The 24,900-nt window shown below is 66.4% G+C and carries 22 protein-coding genes; 14 read left to right on the forward strand and 8 right to left on the reverse strand.

Annotated features, from left to right (window positions below):
- Positions 1-163: 163 nt before the first annotated feature.
- From NITAL_RS13280 to NITAL_RS13305, 6 genes are read right to left on the reverse strand one after another with little or no spacing between them, the layout of a single operon-like run.
- Positions 164-607, reverse strand: a complete 444-nt coding sequence (locus NITAL_RS13280; protein ID WP_157041819.1) for a hypothetical protein — start codon at positions 605-607, stop codon at positions 164-166.
- A 44-nt stretch (positions 608-651) separates the two neighbouring features.
- Positions 652-1,311 carry a helix-turn-helix domain-containing protein gene (locus NITAL_RS13285; RefSeq protein ID WP_052666747.1) on the reverse strand — a complete coding sequence of 220 codons (660 nt, stop codon included), beginning with the start codon at positions 1,309-1,311 and terminating at the stop codon, positions 652-654.
- Positions 1,311-2,522, reverse strand: coding sequence for a hypothetical protein (locus NITAL_RS13290; RefSeq protein ID WP_157041820.1), 1,212 nt, complete (start codon positions 2,520-2,522; stop codon positions 1,311-1,313). The genes NITAL_RS13285 and NITAL_RS13290 overlap by 1 nt, the downstream gene beginning before the upstream one ends.
- Positions 2,519-3,286, reverse strand: a complete 768-nt coding sequence (locus NITAL_RS13295) for an AAA family ATPase (RefSeq protein ID WP_052666750.1) — start codon at positions 3,284-3,286, stop codon at positions 2,519-2,521. Before NITAL_RS13295 ends, NITAL_RS13290 begins: the two co-directional genes overlap by 4 nt.
- Positions 3,286-4,866, reverse strand: coding sequence for a Mu transposase C-terminal domain-containing protein (locus NITAL_RS13300; protein ID WP_052666751.1), 1,581 nt, complete (start codon positions 4,864-4,866; stop codon positions 3,286-3,288). The genes NITAL_RS13295 and NITAL_RS13300 overlap by 1 nt, the downstream gene beginning before the upstream one ends.
- A complete protein-coding gene (locus NITAL_RS13305) occupies positions 4,863-5,375 on the reverse strand; it encodes a hypothetical protein (RefSeq protein ID WP_052666752.1) in 513 nt (170 codons plus the stop codon). Before NITAL_RS13305 ends, NITAL_RS13300 begins: the two co-directional genes overlap by 4 nt.
- A 137-nt stretch (positions 5,376-5,512) precedes the next feature.
- Between NITAL_RS13305 and NITAL_RS13310 the strand changes: the two genes are divergently transcribed.
- From NITAL_RS13310 to NITAL_RS13340, 7 genes are all read left to right on the forward strand, one after another.
- On the forward strand, positions 5,513-5,806 hold the full coding sequence (locus tag NITAL_RS13310; protein ID WP_083441547.1) for a helix-turn-helix domain-containing protein: 294 nt from the start codon (positions 5,513-5,515) through the stop codon (positions 5,804-5,806).
- Positions 5,807-5,976: 170 nt separating this feature from the next.
- Positions 5,977-6,327, forward strand: coding sequence for a helix-turn-helix domain-containing protein (locus NITAL_RS13315; RefSeq protein WP_052666753.1), 351 nt, complete (start codon positions 5,977-5,979; stop codon positions 6,325-6,327).
- Positions 6,328-6,564: 237 nt separating this feature from the next.
- Positions 6,565-10,653: an Eco57I restriction-modification methylase domain-containing protein gene (locus NITAL_RS13325; protein ID WP_157041821.1), complete on the forward strand. Its 4,089-nt coding sequence runs from the start codon at positions 6,565-6,567 to the stop codon at positions 10,651-10,653.
- A complete protein-coding gene (locus NITAL_RS13330) occupies positions 10,650-13,991 on the forward strand; it encodes a helicase-related protein (RefSeq protein WP_052666756.1) in 3,342 nt (1,113 codons plus the stop codon). Before NITAL_RS13325 ends, NITAL_RS13330 begins: the two co-directional genes overlap by 4 nt.
- Before the next feature lie 234 nt (positions 13,992-14,225).
- Positions 14,226-14,372: a hypothetical protein gene (locus tag NITAL_RS27315; RefSeq protein ID WP_157041822.1), complete on the forward strand. Its 147-nt coding sequence runs from the start codon at positions 14,226-14,228 to the stop codon at positions 14,370-14,372.
- Between the two features lie 175 nt (positions 14,373-14,547).
- Positions 14,548-15,204 (forward strand): hypothetical protein, encoded by a 657-nt coding sequence (locus NITAL_RS13335; RefSeq protein WP_157041823.1) that lies wholly within the window; start codon positions 14,548-14,550, stop codon positions 15,202-15,204.
- 548 nt (positions 15,205-15,752) lie between these two features.
- Positions 15,753-16,139: a hypothetical protein gene (locus tag NITAL_RS13340; protein ID WP_052666758.1), complete on the forward strand. Its 387-nt coding sequence runs from the start codon at positions 15,753-15,755 to the stop codon at positions 16,137-16,139.
- Between the two features lie 12 nt (positions 16,140-16,151).
- On the opposite strand, the gene NITAL_RS13345 is transcribed toward NITAL_RS13340, so the two are convergent.
- Positions 16,152-17,327: a tyrosine-type recombinase/integrase gene (locus NITAL_RS13345; protein ID WP_052666759.1), complete on the reverse strand. Its 1,176-nt coding sequence runs from the start codon at positions 17,325-17,327 to the stop codon at positions 16,152-16,154.
- 280 nt (positions 17,328-17,607) lie between these two features.
- On the opposite strand from NITAL_RS13345, the gene NITAL_RS13350 reads away from it, so the two are divergent.
- Together NITAL_RS13350 and NITAL_RS13355 are read left to right on the forward strand one after the other, a co-directional pair.
- A complete protein-coding gene (locus NITAL_RS13350) occupies positions 17,608-19,110 on the forward strand; it encodes a hypothetical protein (RefSeq protein ID WP_052666760.1) in 1,503 nt (500 codons plus the stop codon).
- Positions 19,111-19,134: 24 nt separating this feature from the next.
- The gene (locus NITAL_RS13355) at positions 19,135-19,917 is read left to right on the forward strand and encodes an LEM-3-like GIY-YIG domain-containing protein (protein WP_083441548.1); all 783 of its coding nucleotides are present in this window, start codon (positions 19,135-19,137) and stop codon (positions 19,915-19,917) included.
- A gap of 63 nt (positions 19,918-19,980) precedes the next feature.
- Here the strand turns inward: NITAL_RS13355 and NITAL_RS13360 are convergent, their stop codons facing one another.
- The gene (locus tag NITAL_RS13360) at positions 19,981-20,973 is read right to left on the reverse strand and encodes a competence protein CoiA family protein (protein WP_052666761.1); all 993 of its coding nucleotides are present in this window, start codon (positions 20,971-20,973) and stop codon (positions 19,981-19,983) included.
- A 471-nt stretch (positions 20,974-21,444) separates the two neighbouring features.
- Between NITAL_RS13360 and NITAL_RS28070 the strand changes: the two genes are divergently transcribed.
- From NITAL_RS28070 to NITAL_RS13380, 5 genes are all read left to right on the forward strand, one after another.
- On the forward strand, positions 21,445-21,600 hold the full coding sequence (locus NITAL_RS28070; protein ID WP_169786835.1) for a hypothetical protein: 156 nt from the start codon (positions 21,445-21,447) through the stop codon (positions 21,598-21,600).
- 711 nt (positions 21,601-22,311) lie between these two features.
- A complete protein-coding gene (locus NITAL_RS13365; protein ID WP_052666762.1) occupies positions 22,312-22,827 on the forward strand; it encodes a hypothetical protein in 516 nt (171 codons plus the stop codon).
- Entirely contained in the window at positions 22,820-23,116 is a 297-nt protein-coding gene (locus tag NITAL_RS13370) for a hypothetical protein (RefSeq protein ID WP_052666763.1), read from the forward strand. Before NITAL_RS13365 ends, NITAL_RS13370 begins: the two co-directional genes overlap by 8 nt.
- 290 nt (positions 23,117-23,406) lie before the next feature.
- Positions 23,407-23,985 (forward strand): potassium channel family protein, encoded by a 579-nt coding sequence (locus tag NITAL_RS13375; RefSeq protein WP_281175599.1) that lies wholly within the window; start codon positions 23,407-23,409, stop codon positions 23,983-23,985.
- 297 nt (positions 23,986-24,282) lie between these two features.
- Positions 24,283-24,888: an LAGLIDADG family homing endonuclease gene (locus tag NITAL_RS13380; RefSeq protein WP_157041824.1), complete on the forward strand. Its 606-nt coding sequence runs from the start codon at positions 24,283-24,285 to the stop codon at positions 24,886-24,888.
- Positions 24,889-24,900 lie beyond the last annotated feature (12 nt).

The following is a 24,900-nucleotide window of genomic DNA, read 5'->3' on the forward strand; positions in this document are numbered from 1 at the left end:
ACTACCCGCAGAGTGGGGCAAAAGCCCCGAACATCTGGGGTAATCCCAACGAAAGGAGGCTGATGGATATGGCAGAAGTAGTAATAATACTTTGCCTACTCATTGTGCTCATAGCACAAGTAAAGGCATGACCGAGCGGGGATGGCGAGTGCTCCGTGGCTCGTCATCCCCACATCTGTCCACTCCGACAGCGCGGTGGCGTCCTTGTTGCCGAGTCGGTGGCGACGAGTTGCCAGATGACGTCGACGAGACCAGGGAGATCCACGGTGGGGCGGAACCGGATGTCGAGGAACGCTGGCCGGGCCGGTCGGTACACGAGCTGGTAGGTGGCGCCGACCAGGCGTGTGCCGAGCCTTGAACCGCGGTCGTCGAGGGCCGTCTCGAGGCGCGTAGCGTCGTGGTGACCGAGTCGGCCGTGCCACGGCAGGCCTGTGACGTCCGGGTCGGGCTCGACGATGTGGGGCTCGGGGACGGCGTAGACGTGGACGGGGTAGGTGTGTTGTTCTCGGTCCCACATGGCGCAGGCACGGATGCCGAGTTCGGCGAGTTGTGCCTTGAGCTCGGACTCGAGCGCTGTGAGGGCGAGCTCCGCTTCCACGCTCTGCACCCCGCTGTCGGGGCGTGGCGGAGGAGGGTCGGCTCGCACGGTGGTCATTCCTGGTCGAGTAGGAGGCTGAACTTGACGGCGTCGGTGAGCTCGACGTGGGTGTCTCTGGTGACGTAGCCGGCGTTGCGGAGGGTTCCGAGTGCGTTGCGGTCGTCGACGGAGGCGATCTGGCGTTCCTCGATGCCGTCGAGGGCGCGGTGCAGGGTGCGGGCTTGGCTGGCGGTCATGCCCGAGCGGCGCAGGTGGGCGTGGATGGTCTGTGCACGTTGTTCGGTGTCGTCGGGGGCCATCGCCGTGAGGAGGCGGCTCTGCCCGTTACGGTGCTGCACGGCTAGGCCGGTGCGGTCGAGCCGACGCTCGAGCTCGTCGATAGCCGTACTGGTGCGTTCGGGGGTCCAGCCCAGCAGCTCGCAGATCGCGGACTGGGGGACCCACCCGGTGTCGAATAGGAACGCGGCGAGCTGGTCGACGTCCTGATCGGATGGTTCGCGAGACGGCGGGTCAGGTGTGACCATGTCGCGGATGTCGAGGGCGAGTGCGTCGGCGAGCGCGGCGACCATCGCCAGGGGCAGGTCATTGTGGTTCGTGCCGGCTTCGATCCGTTCGATCACGGCCGCGGTCATGCCCATCCGCCGTGCCAGCTCGCGTTGAGAGAGGCCGAGTTCTTGGCGGCGACGGATGCACAGGTCAGCGTTGAGCAGCATCAGACGATCCTGGTGACTGACAGGCCGGTCCGGCCAAGTCGTGTAGTCGCGGCGGCGGGACGTCGTAGGACACGTCCGTGGACGGTCGGGACGCCGAGCTCGAGACGTGCGGTCGCGAGCATGTCGCAGACCGCCCGCAGGGTCACGGGACGGCTGCGCGTGTCGACGAACGCGACCGCGTCCGGGCTGGCGCCGGCCCGCTGGAGTTGAATCTTGAGGGCGCGTACGTAGACCTGGGCGTTCGGGTCGATCGCCGTGCTCGTGCCGTCCGGGTTGTGGATCGCCGTCCCGTCGTCGGCGAGCTGGTCGACGGTGAGCTCGACGATGTCGGCCGGGGCGATGCCCGCTGCGGTGGCCGCGATGGCGGCGCCAACCCAGGGACGGGGGTAGGCCGCAACCTGTCGCCACACCTGCGGTGTTCTGCGGGCGCTGGTCGGCATGGTGTCGGCCGCGACGAGGTAGGTGTCGACGTCGACGCGGACGTAGGCGCCGGCACGGAACGCAGCGGCTTGCAACGCGCGGGCAGCCACGAGCAGTTCGTCGGTGGTCCGGCACGAGTCGGCAAGATCGTCGTAGACGGCCATGACGGTCTCGTCGTCAGGCTCCACGTGCACGAACGTGGATCTGGCCTGCCCGAACGCGGTCCGGTAGCGCTCGTCGACGACGGCGAAGTCGTCGGCGGGCAGCGTGGCCTTGCAGTCGGCCCTGAAGGTCGGGAAATCGGTGATCGGCACGGTCGGGAACGCCGTGTTGACGTCGGCAGGGCGCGACGCGACGTCGGTCAGAAGGTCGCGTCCGTCGAGCCGGATGGGCTCGTGCGGTTCGATCAACTTGAGGGCGTTGCTGGTAAGAGGACCTTCGGGGGCGAGCACGACGGTGGTCGGCGTTTCGGCGGTCAGTTCGAGTAGCGCCTCGAGCACCGGCAGGTGCAGCCGCTGTGCCTGGAGGATGATGAGCTGGTCGAGCTGGTGAGCCTCGAGCCAGATGGGCACGAGGTCCCAGTCGTCGTTCTGCTTCGTGCCGACGCCGCCGGTGACGTTCCGGCGGGCTCCGAGCGCGGTCAGGATGTCGCTGGCCAGCCAGGTGGTGCGACGTCCACCGGGGGTGACGGTGGCCACGGCCCTGCCGCTGGTCGGGTCGTTGCTGTCCAGTAGCCGGCGGTGTTCGCTGCTGGTCAGGTACGGGTCGAAGGTGGCGAGTTTGAGCATCACGGTGCCGGGTTGAGCGCCGAGCTGGCGGCCCTGGCCAGCTTGGGGGTGATCTTGTCGGGGTAGCCGGCTGCCTCTGCCCGATCGAGGACGAAGCGGGTGACCTTGAGCCAGTCGCGCCAGTGGCCGCGGCACACGCGACGATCGAGGTCCTCGAGCACGCTCTGATCGGTTGCCGCCAGCAGCGGGTGCAGTTCGTGCAGCGCGGCGACGAGCTTGCTTCCCTTCATGGGCTTGAACCGGGACGTGCGTTCGACGCGGGACAGCAGGGCGGGGTCGGTCGCCAGGGTCCGGGTGACCCCGGCACCTCCGACGAGGAGCAACGGGAAGTCGGTCTGGGGTGCGTCGTGCAGTTCGCGGATCAGGTTGAGCCCGGTGACGTCGAGCCGTTGAGCTTCGTCGATGATGAGCGTGCGGGGTTCCTCGGCGAGGATCTCCTTGAGTTCGTCGACCAGTTCGATCGCGGTACCGCGCGGCTTGATCTCGGGCCGCAGGACGCTCAAGAGCCGGTACAGGACGCTCTTGGGGCTGCGACCGAGCGCAGAGGGTTCGACACGAACGTGCGGGATGCGGTGCTCGGTGAAGTACCGGTCGACGGCATGGGTCTTGCCAAGCCCTGGGTCGCCGGTGATCAGCCCGATGGTCCGCCCCCTGACGGTGTCGCGGCAGCACAGGTGCGCGTGTCGCAACTGGTCGGTGAAGACGTTGTCCGCGATAGGGACGTCGGCGAGTTCGTGACCGGTCGGGGCGGTTCGAGTGGCGGGCATCAGGCGGTCTCCAGGTCGAACAGGTCGTCGTAATCGTCATCGGCCTCGTCCGCGTCATCCGCGGCGAGATCATCGGACGGGTCGGGTTCGGTCATGGTCGGTGGCTCGTCGGCGGACGCCTCATCCTCGAGCTCGAGCAGCTCGTCGGCGTCGGACTTGCGGCGGGAGCTGGTGAAGGTGTTGTCCTCGGGCCTCTCCAGCGCGCGGGTGACGCGACGCTCGACACTGCCCCGGATGTCGCGCTTGACCTGCGAGAGCTGCTCGCGGCGGATCGCGCTGACCTCCTGCCACTGGTCATCGTCGAGCGTCTCGAACGCCGTACCGATGTGGATGCGGCCGGTCTCGTCGAACACCTCGATGAAGTCCGGGTGGTTAGGCAGGTAGCGGGCCTGGACGTTCTGGCCTACCCGACGGGTCAGCGCGGCACACATGTAGTGGCGGCTGTTGAGGCGCACGCCGGTCGGGCCGACCTTGCGGCGCTCGACGGCGAGCATCGCCGGCCAGATCTCGTCCGGGTCCACATGCCGCAGCTCGTAGTCGTCGGACACCCACACTTCCGCCGGCGTTCGGCCGTTGAGCTGCCCGTGGCCCCGTTCGTGGTTGTAGACGTCGAGCCACTCCGACAACAGCTCCTCGAACTGGGCACCGGTCAACAGCACCGGCTTCTTCTTCCCGCCGCCGGTGAGGAACGGGTTGTCGCGCCCGAACTTCGGTCCCTTGCTGTAGCCAGGCAGCTTGGTCAGCAGCTCGCTCTTCATGATCTTGTTGAACGCTTCGACCTTGCCGTTCTGGTGCGGGCTGTACGAGGCCACCGGCCGCGCGTCGATGCCGAGTTCCAGCATCATCGAGGTCACGTGGTCGCTGAGCAGGTCCGCGCCCTGGTCCCACTGGCAGCGGGCCGGCCGACCACCGCTGACCGCGCCGTCGTTGTCCAGCGGTCGCGCGAGCATGGCCGAGGCGATCGCGGCGACGACCTCGTTGGAAGACGGCCGGGCGTAGGTCACCTGCAGGGACAGCACGAACCTGGTCGCGGCGTCCTCAACCACCGTGATCCACGGCTTGACCGGCTTGGTCGACACCGGATGCAGCACCCATACGGGCGCTTCGGTGTGGTCAATCTCCCAGGTGTGGTTGCGGTGCGGAACGTGGCGGACCCTGTAGACCTGCTTGGAGCGAAGCCCCTTGAGGCCGGTGACCGCGCCCTGGACGCGGGTCTGGTCGCATTCGCGAAGCCGACGTCGCACCGTGGCGTAGTTCGGGACCGCGACGCCTGCCCGTTCCAGGTCCCGGATGGTGGCTGCCACGTTCCCGCGATGTGCGGCGTACACCTGGAAGAACGCATCGTCGGGCGTCCAGTCGATGCGACGTGTCTGGGCTGGACCGGTGTCCCGGGACTGCTCGAGCCAGCGCCAGACGGTCCGTTCGCTGACCTGCAGTTCATTGGCCGCGTCTCGTACGGCCGCGGTGGGAACCCTTCCTCCCAGGTCGTCCTCGATCTCGAGCAGCACCTTGATGATCTGCCGCTTGCTGGTGGCAACCCCGGTGACGTCCGAGTCGACACGGTCTGTACGCACGGTCACAGCTCACCTCCAAGCCACCAGCCAGAACCCCGCAACGGGATCCGCTGGCCATCCGGCAGCGCGAACAGCGACGTCTGCGGCTCAGCCAGCGCCAGCAACCTCACGCCAGCGAACATCGGCCCGTACATGGCGGTGCCACTGGCCAGGTACCGGTCGACCTGCTCGCGGGCGACGTCATCGGTCAACAGGCGCGTGATGGTCTTGATCTCGTCGAACAGCACAGTCCCGTCGGTTGCCTGCCACGCGATATCGACCCGGCCGGTGGCGACAGGATGCTCGGCACCCAGGAACCGCCAGTCGGCTGGCGGGGCGAAGGTCCGCAGGTACAGAGCCGCCATCGACGCGATCCGTTGCCGTCCGGCGCGGTTGCCGCTGGTCATCGGACGGGCCCGCAACAACCGGCCGGCAGCCGACAGCAACACCGGACCGCTCACCGGAGCACGTTCCTCCGCCAGCGCGCCCACCAGCGTGTGAACCCGGACCCCGATCTGGGACTGGAGACAACTCACGCACTCACCTCCCCACCGTGCTGGTCGAACGTGTGTTCGATTGCAGGGAGGCAAGCTAGGTGGTTGGTGTGACAACCGCCAGCGGTCGGCTGGTCCGCTTGCAGAGGACTGCCCGCGCTCGGTCGTAGGTTGCGGGCATGGCGCGGCGCGGAATCAGCGGACCGCCGGCGAGCTACCTGGTCGCCGGCGAGTGGCCTGATGGAGAGGTGCACGGGCCCCAGGCCGCACGGGTCGCCCAACAGCTGGCGGCGAACCTGCACGCGGCGATGGAAGGCCGCGGACTGCGGGAGGTCGCCCGCGCAGCCGGGATGAACCACGCTGCGCTTCGAGCGGTCATGCGAGGCGAGTCGTGGCCCGACCTCATCACGATCGCACGACTCGAAGCCGCGCTCGAGGTCGACCTGTGGCCAGGGCGAGGAGGACAGGAGTGAGCTCATGGCATGTCTCAGTTCGGCGATGACATGACCAGTGCGGCACCCGCCGAGAGCGCCACTACGTCGATGTCGCCACCGTTACACGAAACGTGTAACGGCAGTTCCGACTGCCATCCGCGTGTCGCTACAACGACAGGGGAACGTCGCTCACCCGCTTCGATGCCCGCATGGCATCCAAGATCCAGCCGCCTCGGAAACCGTGGGAGTACGCACCCACCACGTGGCCCGACGGCCCCTTCGCGACCGACGACCCAACAGAGCTCGCGCTCGTTGAGGCGGTCGCCCGCGTCGCGATCCAGATCGAACAGCGGCGCGAACAGGAGCACCTGTCCCGTGCCGCGCTGGCGCGCCGTGCCGGCGTCTCCCAGCACGTGGTCGGGAACATCGCAGGTGGCCGCACCTGGCCCGAGTTCATCGTCCTCGCTGCCGTCGCGGAGGCGCTACGCGCCGACTGGACCCTAGAACCACGTGACACGCGGCCTCGTCGACCGGCGGCGCCACAGCACCCGCCACGATGAGCGCTCGGTCTTAGCGCCCAACTCTCCTCTAGCCCGTCACCGCGGGAAGCGAATCCTGCGCCTCACGGCCTCGCGGACAGCGCGAAGCTCGCCGCCTAGCATGACGTCGCAACGACATGGATGAGCGACAAGAGTCGTAGCGCGAGGCGGGGTCAGGAACTCGAGCGTCCGACACGGGTGCTCCGTCGTGGCCGTGCGTGCAGGGGCGACACTGAACCGGAGCATCGAGGAGACAGCGTGAGTCAGCAGTTCCTGGGGGAGAGCACCGCGCACAAGGGGACGTGGCATCAGCCCGACGCGAGCGAACTTGGAGTGACCCCCCGTTACTACTGGCGCGGGAACGGGACACACGCCCTAGAGGTCGCCCACGGCACAGCAACGACTCGTCCTAGCAACACCAACGTGCGCAAGCTTTGGAAAGCGCGCCACGGCAACTCGGCCGCTCCGCTCCTGCTGGTGGTCGCCTGGCCTGAGGACGACCTGCGACGGGCGGCGGTTTGCGGACCACGAGGAGATGACCCCGTCGTCGTCGACCTCGACCTGCCGCAGGCCGAACGGCTTGCGCAAGCGGCACTGGAGGAGCCCAACCGTCACAACGCCGCCCGGTTCGTCGCCGGGGCTCTCCAAAGTGGCAGCGATGAAGCCGTAGGCCTGCTCAACCGCGGGCTCTTCGCAACGCACGAGCTGGCTGAGGGCGTGCCGGCACGACCAGACTGGACTGAGGCCGTCGAACGCTCCAAGCCGCTACTCGCCAAGCGGGACCACGAGCTGATTCGCGATCTTGGCTACACCGTCGATCCGTCCGGCCAACACCACGTGCTGCGAGCGGAGGGACATTCCCGCGCTGTCGCGGTGTTCCTTCAGCCCTCGGAACAGGCTGACCAGCCTTCGGCGCGTCACGGCGGCCAGACACCCGTCAGCTACGCCCTCGCGGCAGCAGACCGCGACAACCTCAAGTGGGTCGTCGCCGTACGAGGCGGCAATCTGCGTCTCTACTCTACGGAAACCGCAGGAGCAGCTGGGCAGCGGGGCCGCGCCGAGACCTACACTGAGCTCAACCTGCCGCTCCTGCAAACCGACCGGGCTGGCTACCTCTCGTTGCTGTTCTCGCCCGAGGCGCTGGCTCCGGACGGCACGGCGTCTCAGGTGCGTACCGCCTCGCAGGACTACGCCGCAGGTCTCTCCCAGCGCCTTCGAGACCGCGTCTACACACGCGCCGTACCACACCTTGCCGTGGCCGTCGCGCGCGAACGGGGCGGCGTGACCGAGTCCGATCTGGCGCTGCACTACCGGACGGCGCTCACCATTCTGTTCCGTGTCCTATTCGTGGCATACGCCGAGGACTCTCGGCTACTGCCGCTGCACTCCAACGGCGACTACACCGATCACGCGCTGAAGACCCTGGCTCGACGGCTCGCAGATCATGCCAACGCCGGCGAAGATCTTGGCTTCGACAACCCCCTCACGAGCGTGGTCGAGCCGGCCACCGATGCCGACTCGACCGAACTCTGGGACCGTGCGCAACAGCTGTTCACCGCGGTTGACAAGGGGCACGTTCGCTGGGGAGTACCGCAGTACAACGGGGGTCTGTTCTCGAATGACCCGTCTGCAAACCCGGTAGGAGGGATCATCGCTGACCTCCGCCTATCGAACGCCGACTTCGGGCCGGCCTTGATGGCACTCATGGTCGACAAGACCGAGGACGAGGTTGCAGGTCCCATCGATTTCCGAAGCCTCTCCGTTCGTGAGTTCGGAACGATCTACGAAGGCCTCCTCGAATCGGAGCTTTCGGTGGCGGCCGATGACTTGACCGTCGACACTGAAGGGACGTACCGCCCCGCCCGTGAGGGGGAAGACGTTCTCGTGGAGGCCGGTGAAATCTACCTCCACAACCGCTCGGGTGCGCGCAAGGCTTCAGGGTCCTTCTTCACAAAGCCATTCGCCGTAGAGCACATCATCGGGCAGACAGTCGAGCCCGCACTCCAAGAACACCTGGCCCGCGTTGCGGCCAAGCTTGCCGGCGGGAAGGAAGCCGACGCAGCCGCCATGCTGTTCGACTTTCGGTGTGCCGATATCGCTATGGGAAGCGCGCACTTCCTCACCGCCGTCGTGGACCGTCTCGAAGCCACATACACCGAGTTCCTCACCCGCCACCCCATCCCTCGAGTCATGGAGGAGCTCGACACGCTCAGGGCCGCCGCGCTCGAGCACCTCGGCAACCTCGCGGACACCGTTGAGATCGAGAACTCGTCGTTGCTTCGTCGCATGATCGCACGTCGCTGCATCTATGGGGTCGACCTCAACCCCATCTCAGTGGAACTCGCAAGAGTTTCGATGTGGATCCACACCTTCGTGCCTGGCTTGCCTCTCTCGTTTCTCGACCACAACCTCGTGCACGGGGACTCGCTGACTGGCATCGGCACGATTCACGAGGCCACAGAGGAACTCACCGCCGACGGCGTACAGCCCAGTCTGTTCGACAACCCCATCCTTGAGGCGCTTGACGCCGCTCGCCAACCCTTGCAGAGGCTTGCGAATCTGGCTGATGCGACCGCTACTGATGTTCAGCGCGCGCGCGAAGCGTCCGAGGCGATCGCAGACGCCATTGACCCGGTGAGCGAACTCTTCGACCTGGTCGTGGCTGCACGCCTCGGAGAAACAGAACCGCCCGCGCTCACGAGCCTCGAGAAGGCGCCCGATCTGCTCTCCGAAGTGGCCCGACAGGCCGTACGACTTCTTCGCCCCATCCACTTCCCCGTCGCATTCCCTGAGGTGTTCCTCAGAGAGAACCCAGGGTTCGACGTCCTAGTAGGGAACCCGCCGTGGGAGAAACCCCAGGTCGAGGAACATGAGTTCTGGGGCCGACACTTCCCTGGGCATCGAGGGCTTCCGCAGCGCGAGAAGGAGACAGCTACCGCAAACTACAAAGTGCAGCGGCCCGACCTGCTCAAGGCACTCCATCTCGAGCAGGAGCGGACACGGCGACTTCGTGATGTGGTCACCTCAGGTCCCTACGAGTTGGGCGTCGGCCACGCAGACTTCGCGCAACTCTTCGCCTGGCGGTTCTGGGCGCTGGCTCGCGAGGGTGGACATGTCGGCCTGGTCATGCCGCGATCAGCTGTCTTGAGCGCCCCCGGTATGGCGGTCTGGCGAAACGAAATCTTTGAGAAGGGTGCCTTCAACGATGTCTGCCTGCTCCTGAACAACCGGTACTGGGTGTTCGATGAAGTCGAGCCGCGATACACGATCGCCCTGCTCGCACTGCAGCGCCTCTCTTCTCCGGCCGCCCAGATTCGTCTGCGAGGTCCGTTCCGGTCGTTCGAGGACTATCGAGCAAACACTGACCGCGCAACCTCCAACGTGCAGGTCTCGGAACTCAAGAGCTGGGGCGCCTCCGCAGCCTTCCCTCTCCTGCCGACGCCCAAGTCGCTGCAGATCTACAGGTCAATGGCACAGCATCCTCGCCTACAAGACATCACCCGTTTCGTTATGCGGCCGGTGCAGGGAGACGTCAACGCCACCGAGGCGAAGCGAAGAGGATTGCTCGAGTTCAGCGAGGCCCCGCCACCTGATAGTTGGCCTGTGTTGGGTGGTTCAGGGTTCAGGTTGCTGGAGGCAGAGACCGGGCAGGTCTACGCATGGACCGATCGCTCCACGATGCGTGAACACCTCTTCGAGCGGAGGAACCGGCAGGCACGACTCCAGCGCTCAGCGTTCTCGGCACTCGATTCAGAGACGCTCCTCGACGCCGAAACCTTGCCGTGCATGCGGCCGCGCATCGCATTCCGCGACGTGGCTCGGGCAACCGACACCAGAACCATCATCGTCGCGCTCGTACCCCCGGAGGTCGTCCTGCAGCACAAGGCGCCGTTCCTTCTTCGGACCGCAGGGACGCAGAAGGACGAGGCCTATCTGCTCGGTGTGCTCGCATCCATCCCGCTGGATTGGTTGGCGCGGCGCCTGGTCGAGACCACCGTCTCGTTCAGTGTTCTGGGCGACCTCGCCATTCCGCTGCCCGACGTCGCCCATCCTGGCTACGTGCAGACCGTCTCGGTGGCGGGGCGTCTGGCTGCTGTCGACGACCGGTTCAAAGCCTGGGCCGACGCAGTGGAGGTGCCCGCCGCATCGGTCTCGGGCTCCGAACGTGACGGCCTTGTGGCGGAGTTGGACGCCTGTGTAGCCCGGCTCTACGGGTTGACCGAAGATGAACTCGTTCACGTGTTCGAGACGTTCCACGTGGGTTGGGACTACAAGCCGCGGCTCGAGGCCGTACTGACCCACTTCCGGACGATCACCTGGGATCCTGCTCCCACCGAGGCCGCATGAGTACCGACCACCGCCCCGAAGTAGCGACCAACCTCGACGGACAGACCGTCGCGAAGGCGTTGACGGGCTACTGGCAACACCTCATCGACCACTGGCGTGAGACCCCAGACTTCGCCATCGCGAGTGCCTACTTCAACCCGGGCGGGTTCTCGCTCGTCGCAGATCAGCTCGAAGCGGCCGGTCACGTTCGGTTGCTTCTGGGCGCGGAGCCGGACGTCGCTGAGGAGGTCAGCCGCGTCCGGCGTCTGACCCCGGGCGTGCTTCCGCAGGACGACGGTCGGCGGCGGCTCCGTGAAGCCTTGTCGGCCCATCATCTTGAGATGGAGACTGACCGGAACCTGATCTCGTTCACCCGTGACCACGATGCCCTGATCAAGCGGATGCTCGCGTGGATCGAGTCGGGCAAGGTGGAGGTTCGTCGTCTCGAGGACCGGTTCCTGCACGGTAAGGCGTTCATCGTCGAGACCGACAAGGACGGTGTGCTCGCCGGCTCGTCGAACTTCACCAGGGCCGGCCTGTCTCGGAACGTCGAGCTCAACCTGGGCCACTACCAGCCACACGTGGTCGGTGAGGTTCTGAACTGGTTCGAGCAGCTGTGGAGCGAGTCGAAGCCGTACGACCTCGCGGCCCTGTACGAGAAGCGGTTCGTCGTCCATCCGCCGCACGTGGTCTACCTGCGGATGCTGTGGGAGCGGTACTGCCACGAACTCGACCGCCCAGAGGAGGAGCCTCCCGGTCTCCCTCTCGTGGGCTTCCAGCGCGATGGGCTCTGGCGGGCACGCGACTACCTCGCCCGGCACAACGGCGTGCTGATCGCCGACGGTGTCGGTCTCGGCAAGACGTTCCTGGCCGGCGAGCTGATGCGGGCAGCGGTCCAAGACGCTCGCCAGCGGGTCCTGCTGATCGCTCCCGCGGCGTTGCGTGACGGGCCGTGGCGCCAGTTCCAGCAGGAGTTCGACAACTACGGTCTTGCGGGCATCCAGTGCGTCTCGTTCCAGGAGTTGGCTGGCGACTTCCGGCTGGGCGGCAGCAACGGCAAGGTTCTCTGGCACGACCCGAACGACTACGCGATGGTCGTGATCGACGAGGCACACGCCTACCGGAACACCGACACGAACCGTTCCGCCACGCTGCGGCAACTGCTGACGGGAAGCCCGCCGAAGCAGGTGGTCCTTCTGACCGCCACGCCGGTGAACAACAGCCTGTGGGACCTGCACAGCCTGCTGTCGTACTTCATTCGCAACGACGCGGCGTTCCTGGACGCTGGCGTTCCGTCGTTGCGTTCTCATTTCGCCGAAGCACAAGCGGAGGACCCCGACGACCTCTCGCCCGACAAGCTGTTCGACATCCTCGACGCGGTCGCCGTGCGGCGTACCCGCCGGTTCATCAAGAACCGCTACCCGAACCAGAAGATGATGAAGGGGGACCGTGAGATCACGATCACGTTCCCCGAACCGAAGGTTCTGAGAGTTGAGTACGACCTCGAGCCGCAACTCCCTGGAGTGTTCGAACGGTTCGCTCACGCGCTCGGCGTCGACCCGCACGACCCTGACAACCCCCTCCCAGACCCAGACGAGTTCCACTACGACGACACCGAGCGGCTCACCCTCGCCCGCTACGCCCCGTCCGCGTTCCTGATCGAGGACGACCCGGACGCGTTCGAGCTCCAGGCCGCCGGCCTGCTGCGGTCCGGCCTGCTCAAGCGGTTCGAGTCGTCCACCTGCGCGTTCGCGATGACGTGCCGCACGATGGCCGCCTCGCACGACAAGTTCCTCGACGCGCTCGCCGCCGGCTGGGTACTCACGGGTGACGCCCTTAGCGCCTGGGAGCGGACCGACAGTGACGACTTCGACCCCGACGCGGTCGGTGGAGGTCGTCGCGAGCCCTCCGCACGGTTCGACGTCGACGAGTTGCGTGCTGCGGTCACCAACGACCGTGACCTGCTCATCACGTTCGCCCAGCTTGCCGAGACCGTCGAGAACACCGCCGATCCGAAGCTCGACCAGCTCATCGAAGAGCTCGTCGCGATCAGCAGGCAGGCGGAACGAGACGCCATCGACGATGCCGATGCACAGACCAAACGCAAGGTGCTGATCTTCACCTACTACGCCGACACCGCCCGGTGGATCCGCCAGCGACTCGACCACGCCATCGCCACCGATGAGCGGATGGAGCCCTACGCCAACCGCATCACCCTCGTAACCGGGGCCGAAGGCGACAAGGAGGACGCGATGTTCGGGTTCGCGCCCGAATCCGCCGACGCACCCGCAGGTTGGGGTGACCACTACGACATCCTGGTGGCCACCGACGTGCTCGCCGAAGGCGTCAACCTGCAGCAGGCCCGCCACATCATCAACTACGACCTGCCCTGGAACCCGATGCGTCTCGTCCAGCGACACGGACGCATCGACCGGATCGGATCACCACACCCGCGCGTGTTCCTCCGCTGCTTCTTCCCCGGCGAGATGCTCGACAGCCTCCTCGGCCTCGAACAGGCTCTGCAGCGCAAGATCACCCAAGCGGCCAAGTCCATCGGCGTCGAAGGCGAGATCGTTCCGGGCTCGAAGGCCGACGACCGCGTCTTCACCCACACCCGCGAGCAGATCGCAGCACTCCAGGCCGAGGACGCAACTCTCTTCGAAGAAGCGGGTGAGGCCGGCGCCATGTCCGGGGAAGAGTTCCGTCGCGAGCTCGAGCAAGCCTTCGAAGACAAGACGCTGCGCGACCGCGTGCTCGACCTGCCGTGGGTCGCCGGCAGCGGCAAGGCTGTCGACGGACAAGCCGGCTACGTGTTCTGCGCCCGCGTCGCCGACCAAGACCGCCCGGTCTTCCGCTGGGTCCCACTCGATCCTGACCGCACGATCGCCGTCGACGACGTCACCGGCGACACCCTCACCTGTCTCGCACGAGCCGCCAGCACCGAGAACACGCCCGCGACCATGCCGGACGAGGCGCTCGACACGGCCTACGACGCGTGGGACGTCGCCCGAGCCGACATCCTGGACTGGTGGCGAACCAACGCCGACCCGCGAGCCATCGCCCCAGCCATCCCCAAGCCGATGCGAGACGCCGCAGCCCTGCTCGAGACGAACCCTCCCGCTGGCATGGAGCCAGAACGGCTCTACCGCATCCTCGACGCCATCAGCGCCCCCTACGACCCACGTACCCAGCGCATGATGCGCCAAGCCCTCCAGACCGAGGGGACAGACCAAGACCGCGCCGCAGCGATCGTCAACCTCGTCGGCGAGCTAGGACTCCAGCCTCCTGACCCGACCGAACCGCTGCCCGAGATCACCGTCGAGGACGTTCACCTCGTCTGCTGGATGGCGCTCGTCTAGTGGGCCACCTGTACGTCGTGACCGGCCTCGTCACGTCGCTCTCCCGCCACCCGCGATAACAGTACCGCGGTAACGCTATCGGCCGTCGCTACAGGCATGCTCACCGTCGGCTCGCGAATCGTCGCTCTGCAGGCAGCCTCGGGATCTCGTCTCGTCGTCCACAGGCGATAGGAACCGGCCGCCCGTCGGTCCCCGCTGGCATGGCAAAGTGCGGGTTCCGAGGAGCACAATCACGTGGATGACCAAGAACGCGTCGAAGAACTCTGCCGACTGCTGGCCCCCCACCGCCGGGACCTCGTTGATCAGCATGAGCCAGAGCATCGCTACATCGTCGCGATCGCGTTGCTCGAGCTACAGATGCAGGTCGACATCCCTGGCTGACGTCGGCATGGCCGTCGGGACTCGCCGTAGCGCGGCAGCAACAGCCACCTGGGTTACGCCGACCGACCGATTGAGGCGACTCCCCTCGCAAGTCCCGGAAGATCGTAGGCCATCCGAAGCAGACGTCGGAGGTGGTTGCATGCCCGCGAGGGATCGTCCGGCGGAGGAGCTCACCATGCGTCCTGACCTCCAGGCGGCGCTAGAACGCTTGAGGCTCTCGCGACCCATCTTCTCCTCCGAGTCGGACCTTCAGCATGCGTTGGCCTGGCAGTTGCAGCAGATTGAGCCGCAGCTACAGATCCGGCTTGAGCGACGTCCGGTTCCTGAAGTGCGCGAGGCTGCTGACCTATGGCTCACCACCTCGGAGGGCACGTTAGTCGTTGCGGAGCTCAAGTATCTGGTCCGCAAGGCGGATGTGACCGTCGCCGGTGAGCGATTCGTGCTCGCGAACCAGGGCGCCCACGACATCAGCCGCTACGACGTCGTCAAGGACGTCGGCCGCGTCGAACGCTGGGTCCGGCAGGGGCTCGCAGCGCGTGGTCTCGTCCTTGTGCTGTCCAACGATCCGGCCTACTGGAAGCCGCCGACGCGCTCGACCATCGATCGCGACTTTCGCATCCACGAGGGTCGTGACCTGCACGGCGATCTGGCCTGGGCGACCCATGCGGGAGCCGGGACAACGCGCAGCCGCACGAACCCGGTACGCCTGACGGGCCGCTACGAGCTGCGTTGGCTCGACTACGCCCGCCTGCCGAACGGCCAACAGTCTCGCTACCTACTGATCGACACGGCGACAAGCCGCGCTCCCGTTGTCCCGCCGCCCGGTTCCTAGAGGTCCGGCTCTCGGGAGGTGTCTCGCCGGGCTGCACGAACGTGAACGGCAAGGCCCGAGGTGAACGTCGCGAATCCTCACGAACGAGGGCTGCGTTGCAGCTCGACGAAAGCCACCTCGTGCAGCTGGCCGCGGCATCGTGAGCCGTCAGCTTCCGAGCTGCACTTCGCGCTCCTTCGACGATCTGCGCTGGGACTGACCCGACCTGGCGCCGGGGGCCTCGAGGCACTTGCTACCAGACCTGCTGTAAGACAGCACCGTGGCCTGCTGTTCTACAGCAGGCCAGCGGCCGAAGGTCGCAGCTCCCCTCGCTACGCACCGGGCCGGGTGAGCGCTGCCAGCGGGTACTGGCGACCTGGCAACTCGTTTGGATCGCGCCCACCGTCCGAACGGGATGTCACACCGCTGCAGCATCCTCACCATGCACGAGGAGGAGGCGCCACATCGCAACGGAGCCAAGCCCACAAGCGTCCGACACGGAGCTTGAACCGTCGTCGACGACGCTTTGGACGATCGGCGACCACTGGCAGGATCTGCGCCGTCACTTCATGGATTGGCCCACAGGCGTCACGATCTTCACGTGGAACGGCAGCGCCAGGTGGATCCACACCCACGAGCGTTGGCAGCTACGCCTACCCGCCTGGCACACGATGCGCAACGACGGGATTCGTCAGAGCCTCCACGAGATTTGCCTGGCCAGTCCATGCGGCATCGTGACGCTGACCGCTCCAACCGAGCGCGGTGCTGCGACGATCCATGCGACGACACCAGTGCTGCGACTCATGGCCGGCCTCGTCGATCCCCACGCGATCCATACCGAGGTCGACCTTCTCGTTTCGCAGCGCGAGACGCTCGGGCCCGCCACGCAAGGGCATCCGGCGGAAGCGTGCGGGGCTCCCTACTGCCGCCTTCTGGACGGCAGCGAGACGTCGTAGGACATGGGTGGTCTACCGGGTTCGATCGACCGGTTCCGAACTAGCTGGTGGTGGGAAGTCGCTCTGCGGTCGTGGGAGAACACGTCGGCTATCGGCGGGACGCTTTCCGTCTTCGGTGGTAGCCCACATTCGATTGTCGAGCAATCGATCGAACTTCTCGGCCAAAGCGTGGCCGGGATCGTGAAGTGCTTGTGCGTACAGCTTGAGGGTGACGCCGGGGTCGGCGTGCCCGAGCCGGTGGCTGACATCGACCACTGGTGTGCCTGCATGCAGAAGCAGGATTGCGTGCGTGTGTCGCAGATCGTGGAAACGGATTCGTCGGACAGGGAGTCGGCCGACGAAGGTCCGAAACGCGTCTGACGCCACCGTGGGGCGCACGAAGTCACCCGTCGGTCTGGTGAACACGAAGTCCGGCTCGTTGCGCCACCGTGTCCCGGCGCGGGCGCGGGCTGAGGCTTGCCGATCGCGCTCATCGTGGAGAGCATCGAGTGCTCGTGTCCCGAGCGCTATGCGCCGGGTCTTGCCGTTCTTCGTGGTGCCGAGCACGGGTGCACCATCGACCTCTGTCAGGTTGCGGCTGATCACCAGCTCTGACCGGTCGATGTCGATGTCGCTCCAGGTGAGCGCGAGGGCCTCACCTCGGCGCATGCCCGTCATCGCCGCGAGCGTGAACAGCGGCCCGTGCTGATGGCGGTCCACTCGGTCGAGGAACACGCGGAGCTCTTCCACGGTCCAGGATGCGGGCGGGTAGCGGACCCGCACGCCGTTGATGTCGCGGTACGGGTTCTCGGTGCGCGACACCGGATTGACCATGAGGGCGCCAGAGCGGACCGCGTCCTCGAACGCCTTGTGGAGGAGCAGCCGTGCGTAGCGGACGGTCGCCGCAGCGAGGGGTTGTCCACGCGCTCCGCCGCTGCTGAGCAACATCGCCATCCAGGTCGAAACCGTGGTGACCGTGACTTCCCGCATCGTCAGTTCGGCAAGGTGCGGCCGGATGTAGAGGGTGTAGACGCGGCGGTAGCTGTGCCAGGTCGACGTTGCGAGCTGGGTCTGGCGGGCCTCGAGCCACTGGTCGAAGAACTCACCGAGGGTCGCGTCGGTCTCGAGCTGTCCCGTACTGAGCCGAACGAGCAAGTCGTCGACTCGTTCTGCGGCCCCCCGGAGGTGTTTCGAGCCGTTGTAGACCATCGAACTCTCGCTGATCGCCCAGAGACCGACAATCCACCGGGTTGCTGGCGTCGTCAAGTCACGATGCTCAAGAACGCGAGGCGCTGCTGGGCACCCCGTCGACGTGTAGCCAGCGATGCTGTCATCCCGGGACAGAACGGCCGCTGCCACCACGTGGTTGCCGGCAGCTGCCGACGACGACTTCCTCTCGACGAGACCGCAAGAGAACAGTCGTCGGTCGCAGGCGCGGCAGTCGCTAGGACCGCCTAGCGTCGTGTCTGGAACCGTTCGAGGAGGACTGGTGTCACTGCAGACGTCGATGTGGCGCGTCGAAGGCGCCAAGCCCGTCCCGGTGCTGTCCTCACCGATGGATCTCGAGGAGCGGCTCGAGGACCTGATCGTGGCCGATCCGGACCTGCTCGGTCCCGATCAGCTGCTCGTCATCGACCGGCAGGTGCTGACCAGTCACGGCAAGTACCTCGACATCCTCGCCATCGACGAGGAGGCCCGGCTCCACGCCATCGAACTCAAGCGTGCCAAGACCCCACGCGACGTGGTCGCTCAGGCGCTCGACTACGGCTGGTGGATCCGCACGCTCACCCTCGAACAGGTCGAGGACATCTGGCGCCGACGCACGGTCGATGACGGCATCGACACCGACGACATCGACCTCGGCAACGCCTACGAGTCCAGGTTCGCGACCGCGCTCGACGTAGAGACGTTCAACGCCGAGCACAAGCTGACCATCATCGCTGCCACCCTCGACACCGGCACGCCACGCATCATCGAGTACCTCGCCGACGACTACGACGTCCCCATCAACGCGGTGGTGTTCTCCCACTTCGTTGACGGGGAGCGCGAGTACCTCTCACGGACCTGGCTGCGGCCGCCGGCCGAGGATGAGGTCAAGGTCTCCCCGAAGAGGGCGCACAAGGGACAGAAGAAGGCGTGGAACGGCCGTGACGTGTTCGTCCCGCTCGGACGGGCCGACGATGACCCGACTTGGGCACGGTGGACCCACGGACTCAAGTACGGGCTCGTGGGTGCGGGCGGGGGAGCGCCCTACTGGAAGTTCCTCCGCAACGTCGAAGCGGGCATGCGCGTGTTCGCCTACGTCGGCAAGGGCGGCGGCTACATCGCAGTGGGTGAGATCACCGGACCGATGGTCCCACTCGACGAGTTCCTCGTCGAGCACGGCGGGCAACAGGTTCCGTTCACCGAGACTCCCGACTGCCCGCCGGAGTTCCGTGAACGACTCGCGGCCGGCGACCCCGACATCGCCGAGTACGCAGTGCCGGTGACCTGGCAGGCCACACGGCCCCTGGACGAGGCCGTGTGGGAGACCGGCCTGTTCGCCAACCAGCTTCCATGCAGACTGAAGGACACCCGCACGATCGAGTACGTCGAGGCCGAGTTCGGGCTGACCTCCGGCAGCGCCGGGTTCGGCGACCTGACGCCGGCCGAGCGGCTCGAGCAGGTGGCCCCCGAGGTCCGTGCCCTGTTCGACCAGACCGCCAGCCTCTGCGAACAGGCCGGTCTGGCACGGACAGACCTGAAGTGGTGGGTCAACTACGTCGACAGCAGCGGCACGCCGGTCGTTGGCATCGTGATCCGCAAGGGCGGACTGCGGGTCTACGTCGACTATCCGACCGACGGCCTCGTCGAGGCCGGTTACACGGCGCGTGACGTCAGCGACGTCGGTCACCACGGCTCTGGCAACACCGAGATCACGGTGCAGACTGCTCACGACGTCACCGCGATCCGCCACGTCCTCGACGTGGACGGCGGCACATCCGTGACCTGACCCTCGAGCCAGGAGGACAACTCCGTGTTAAGCGGCGCACAGCAGGGCGCGGACCTGACCGGGTTCCCGGCAGGCGTGATCGACAAGCTCGGCTTCTACGTCTACCGGCTCGTCGACCCCAGGACCGGGAACACGTTCTACGTCGGCAAGGGCAAGGGCAACCGGGTCTTCGAGCACGCCCACGGCAACGTGTCGGCGGAGGAGTTCGGTGACGAGCAACTCGAACCGAAGCTCGGTCTCATCCGTGACATCCAGCTCGCCGGGCTGACGACGTCCCACGTCATCCACCGCCACGGACTCGATGAGGCGACCGCGTTCGAGGTCGAAGCTGCCCTCATGGACGCCTACCCGGGACTGACCAACATCCAGGGAGGCCACGGGAGTTCCGAGCGCGGGACCATGCACGTCAAAGAGATCATCGACATGCACCAGCGCCGGACCGCCGACTTCGCGGACGAACCCGTCCTCGTCATCAAGATCCAGAAGTCCCTGGAAGAAGGCAAGAGTCTCTACGACGCTGTCCGCGTCGCGTGGAAGCTCAACCCGGCCAACGCCGAGAAGGCGGCCTGGGTCGCTGCAGCGAGCAAGGGCGTCATCCTGGACGTCTACGAACCCAACCAGTGGCTCCCAGCCAGCGACCCGGAGTTCGACGGCCTCATCGAGACCGAGATCGACCAGGACCGCTACGGGTTCGTCGGCACGCTCGCCCCGGACAAGGTCCGTTCACGGTGGAAGGGAAAGGCCTTGCCGCCGGAGTTGACACGGCGCGGAGCCGCCTCGCCGGTCCGCTACGTCAACATCCACTAAAAGCACCTGAGAGCACGAGCTGAGGACCGAGACGTCTCGCTCGCGTGGCGAGCGGCGCGGCCATCACAGGCCCAGGCTGGGTTGGGTGCGGCTCGGGTGGGCCGGACCGGGTGGTGCTTGCCACCGGCTGACGTGCGCGTGGGCGTGGGGACGGTAGGCGTCGGGATGCCGGTGCACGATGGAGAAGGCGACGCCGATGGGCGCGTCCTGGTAGGCGGGGTGGCGCGGGTCGCAGTCGAGGTAGAGGTTCAGGTCGTCGTTGGTGGTGATGCACCAGCCATCAGCGAATGGTCGCCCGGTCCAGGTGTGTCCTGCCGCGGTGAGTGCGGCGAGTAGCGGCTGCCATCGGGGGTGTAAGCCGTCGGCTTGAGGGGATGTGGGCTGGTTGCGTGCCGGTGCGGGCGTCGGATCGGGACGGGGTGGGGGCTGGGGAGGTTCGGGCTGAGGGTGCCACCGACGGTTGGTGGGCTGCCAGGTCAACTCATGGCGGCAGATGGCGGCGAGCAGCTGGGATAGTGGCAGGCGGCGGGTGGCGGGGCCTGCAACGCTGCCGCTGACGTCGGTGGTGATGTAGGGCACGCCGTGCGGGATGGGGCGTCCGAGGGCGCCGCTGTCGGCGACGATCCAGATCGTGTCGTGCCCGTGCCGCCGATAGTCGTCGGTGCGCTCGAGGGTGTCGGCGGCCCGTTGGCGGGACAGTTGGACCTCGAGGGCGAGAGGGGTGCGGCTGGGATCGGGTGGGACTGCGCGAACGTCGGCTCGGCGTGTGCCGATGGGCTGTTCGAGCTGGGCGGTCCAGCCGGCGCCATCGATGGCGTCAGCGACGATCTGTTTCAGCTGGAGATGGTGAAGGGTCTCGAACGCGGTTGAACAGACAGGCGCATGTGGCGCGTGTCGGAAGAAGGGCTGAGCGAGGTGGCTCCGGACCGCGTAAAGGGTCCATCCGCACTCTCTGCAGGTCAGCAGCGACGGGGAGACGCGGTGCACGCGCGCGAACTGCTGCGGGACGGTCGCGACAACCGTTCCGTGGTCGGGGTGGTGGGCGAGCAGCGGCATCGGGGGAGTGTCGCGCGAACCTGTGACGCGGTGTGCAGAAAGTCATGGAGGCCGCAAGAGTGGCAGTCTTGGGCGCCCCCGCACCTCCGATTCACGAGCGGTCGGTTGAACGGTCGGCCGGTCGGCCGGTCGGCCGGTCAGGACACGTCGTCCACAAGGAGTACACGCTCGAGGTTGCGGCGCGCCTCGACCGGAACATCCTCGAGTGCTCTCGCCAGAACCACAAGCGACAGGCCTCTGCTCCGGAACCTTGCGGCAGCCTCGACCACGGCCTCCGCCGACACCGCAGACACATCTAGCAATGTCAACTCAGCGCCTGCGTCCTGCAAGCGTGCGGCTTCGTCAAGGCACCCACGGCGAGGTCCCAGGACCAGCACGCCACGTGCGACGTCGGAACTCATCAGCGTCTCCAACTAGAGTAGAGGAGACGGTGCAGCCGCCCAGTTCCGACGCCATGCCTTCGAGGGTTCCGTGTCCTACATCCAGGGTCAGCATGTAATCGCTTCATTTCCAAGTGGCGATGTCGTGGCCACCGTGCTGGAGATCCGTGGCGAAGAACTGCTCGTGCAGGAGCAGGGCACCGAGCGAGCAGAACTGATCCCCGCGGACCGCTGCCGACCGCGCTAGCCGCTAGCCCGGGCACGTTCCGGTTCGCCGCGTCGCACGTCGTCGTGTACACGTTCGTCGCTCTCGACCAGGCTCGTGCGCGCTTCGGGTCGGGGGCAGAATCTTGCCCACATGGGCGAGATTGTGCCCACTCGGATACATCCGCGGCGTCACCCGCGCCACGGATGGCGGACAAGTGCGCGATCCTCAGACTGCCCGACGGACATCCCTGCGCTCGAGAAGCGAGGAGACTCACGGTCACGGTCACGAACGCGGTCGCGTGACATGTCGGGCGTGAACGCCCTCGAGCACGTCAGCCCGCGGCGATACCCGTCGAACGCGTGCAGGTCATCGGTGCGTCGAAGGGGCCCTAGCGTGCCTCCTGTGGCTGATTTCGTGTCACAGTGAAAAATCCACTGACACGTTCGTGCAAAACAACAGTTCGTGATGGCTTTCACCATGACACACCCGGAATGTGCACGGATCTGACAGTAGATCTTGCACTGATGTCAGCAGATTCTACACACTGACACCGATTCCGGTCTGAAAGGCCGAACGGCGCCCCCTACCAGGGGCGCCGTTCAGCTTTGTGGGCACAGGCTCTGTAGCGGTACTCGCGGCAGGAGCGTCACGCCTGCGCCCCTGCACAGGGTCTTGCTGCGTCATGAGGGCAGCTTGGCACGGTCCCCAGGGCCGCCGGGAGCCTGGCGGCGCAAACCCGGAGGACTGCTCGTGTTTCGTTTCCCCTGGCGTCGACTGACGGCGTTGACGGCGTTGACGGCTCTGTCGGTCATGGGTACAGGCTGCGTTCCGCTCGGGTTCGGGTCGAACCTGCCGGACGTCGACGGTCTCCGGGATGTTCGGCAGGTCAGCATGGACGTGTGGACGGAGATGCACCGCGCCATCGAACCGCGGATTGTCCGGCAAGAGGGAAGCTTCCTCGGGATCCCCGTGACCGTCTCGGTTGACGCTCAACTCGAGCGCGACCGGTGGGACTCCGAAGACTGGGAGGTCACATTCCACGAGGGCGGGCTCGAAGCCCTGGACATCCTCCTAGAACGCACAGGTAGCTCCGCTGAGGAAGCTCTCGACGAAGCTGCCACCGAGTTGTTGCAGGACGGTCACGAGCTCACGTACCGGGTGAGCCCCGAAGAACCTCAGACCGTGCGGCGGTGTGTGTGGGAGCTTTGCGACAACGTGTGGGACACCCCCGAGGGTGCTCCCGGAGGGATGGTCATACGTGGTTGAGGGTGCGGTCTTGCTCAGGTGGCTCTTCGACTCCGGAGAGTTCTCCACCGTGAACCGCGACGCCAACGTCTACACCGCCACCTACGACCACCCGGCTCTGGGCGAGCTTCACTGTCTCCTAGCCTCCGGTGGACACCTCGTCGAGCACGGCCACGCGGTCAAGCTTTCCTGCCACGACGGGAACGGGGCGTTCGCGGCTGAGATCGACGTCGCCGACGACGGGACTGTGGCGGGCAGCTTCCCACCCTACGACGGACTACCGACCGTCCTCACCGGGGCACCGGAGTAGCCTCCGGAGCCCGGTTGAGCCGTAGACCCCTCTAGCGCCCCACAGAAAGCCGATTTCGTGTCATGGTGCAAATACCACTGACACGTTCGTGCAAAACAACAGCTGACCCAGGAACAGCTGGTTCGAACGTGAGTCACCGTCGGCCCCAGGTTCGCCTGGGGCCGACGGCGTTGAGGGGGAGGGGCACGACGTGAAGCGCGAACCTGTCGTGATGGTCCTGGGTGAGGGCCGCTGGAAGTGGGTCTACGAGACCGTGATGGTCCGCGCTGGCGGTCCTCGTCGTCGTCCTCCTGCCGCTCGAGAACGAAGGGTGGGTCCTGGCCGCCAACCTGGCGGTGTGGGCGATCTTCGTCGCCGACTACGTCGCCCGGCTGGCTCTGTCGACGGACAAGCGGGCCTTCTTCAAGGGCAACATCATCGACCTGCTCGCGATCATGCCGGCGGACTTCTTCCGCGCCCTGCGTGTCCTGCGGCTGGCACGACTGCTGCGGGTCCTTCGCGCAGCGACAGTCGTCGGCGGTGTCTTCCGCGACGTCCGGGGAGTGGTGACGACCAACGGACTCAACTGGGTCCTGACCGTGTCGCTCTGCGCTGTCCTCTCGGGGGCTGTCGTCGTTTGGGCGGTCGAGCCGACGATCGACCGTTTCCCAGATGCGGCGTGGTGGTCGGTGGTGACGGCGACGACGGTCGGGTACGGGGATCTCGCTCCGGAGAACCCCCTCGCTCGCGTGGTGGCCGTAGTGTTGATGCTGGTCGGCATCGGCACCATCGGGATGCTGACCGGATCGATCGCGACCTACTTCATCGGTGACCAGGACGAGGACGCCGATCCTGATATCGCTCTCTCACATCCGCAACAGGCTGGGTGACTGGGACGCGTTGGCACCCCACGAGCGTGAGCGACTCGCGGTCATGCTGACTGCTGTCGCGAGCGCTGTCCCAAGGGAGGACTGAACTGCTCGCCTCGGTGTCGCACCGGTCCGGGATGCTTGGATATGCGACCGGACCGGGGGGAATCGATGCGGACTGCAGCAGTGGGTGCAGGCCAGTGGATGCTGACCGATTCGGGTATCGCGCACGCCGCTGGCGACACGTTCGAGGGGCCGGCCATCGAGGTGACGGTTCGTTCGGGTCATTGTCTCATCGCCGCTCGCACCGTTCAGGTGGTGGCGGCGCGCGATCGGGAGCTGCTCGAGTTGGAGCTGGAGGAACTGCGACCAGGTGACTTCGCCGTCATCCGGTTCGGCGGTCCTTGGCCTGCTGCGTCACCACCCCTCGAGGGCTTCGTTTCCTCGCCCAGGTACGGCGATCAGAAGCGCATCGACATCCCGTGCGAGATGTCGGAGGAGCTCGCGTTCTTCCTCGGGGCGTACGTGAGCGAAGGGCACACCAACCACAGCAACTGGTCGGTCGTCATCACCAACGCGGTCCCGGAGGTCCTCCTGCGGGTCGCGGCCGCGGTCGAGTCGGTCTTCGGCGTTCAGGCGCGGATCGTGCACCCGGCGACCCGGTGCTCCTACGTGGCCATCGCATCGAAGCGGCTGGTTGAGTTCATCGACTTCCTCGGATGCGGCGTTCGCTCCCAGGTCAAGCGCATCCCGGCGTGGGTTCTGCGGGCGAGCTGGCCGCACGTGCGGGCGTTCATGGAGGGCCTGTTCCTCGATGCCTTCACCGCGTGGATGGGCACGACCCCCAAGTGGGGCATCTGCGTCGGTTCCCCGGGGCTGCTCGACGACGTGCAGGCGGTGTTGACTGAACCGTCCTGGGTCTGATGGAGACTCGGT

This window comes from Nitriliruptor alkaliphilus DSM 45188 (assembly GCF_000969705.1).
Classification (GTDB): Bacteria; Actinomycetota; Nitriliruptoria; order Nitriliruptorales; family Nitriliruptoraceae; genus Nitriliruptor; species Nitriliruptor alkaliphilus.

Excerpts from the sequence above, each read along its gene's own strand:
- NITAL_RS13285 (WP_052666747.1), bottom strand. The coding sequence starts at position 1,311 with ATGCTGCTCAACGCTGACCTGTGCATCCGTCGCCGCCAAGAACTCGGC.
- NITAL_RS13295 (WP_052666750.1), bottom strand. The coding sequence starts at position 3,286 with ATGCCCGCCACTCGAACCGCCCCGACCGGTCACGAACTCGCCGACGTC.
- NITAL_RS13310 (WP_083441547.1), top strand. The coding sequence starts at position 5,513 with ATGGCGCGGCGCGGAATCAGCGGACCGCCGGCGAGCTACCTGGTCGCC.
- NITAL_RS13315 (WP_052666753.1), top strand. The coding sequence starts at position 5,977 with ATGGCATCCAAGATCCAGCCGCCTCGGAAACCGTGGGAGTACGCACCC.
- NITAL_RS13330 (WP_052666756.1), top strand. The coding sequence starts at position 10,650 with ATGAGTACCGACCACCGCCCCGAAGTAGCGACCAACCTCGACGGACAG.
- NITAL_RS13335 (WP_157041823.1), top strand. The coding sequence starts at position 14,548 with ATGCGTCCTGACCTCCAGGCGGCGCTAGAACGCTTGAGGCTCTCGCGA.
- NITAL_RS13340 (WP_052666758.1), top strand. The coding sequence starts at position 15,753 with ATGGATTGGCCCACAGGCGTCACGATCTTCACGTGGAACGGCAGCGCC.
- NITAL_RS13345 (WP_052666759.1), bottom strand. The coding sequence starts at position 17,327 with ATGGTCTACAACGGCTCGAAACACCTCCGGGGGGCCGCAGAACGAGTC.
- NITAL_RS13360 (WP_052666761.1), bottom strand. The coding sequence starts at position 20,973 with ATGCCGCTGCTCGCCCACCACCCCGACCACGGAACGGTTGTCGCGACC.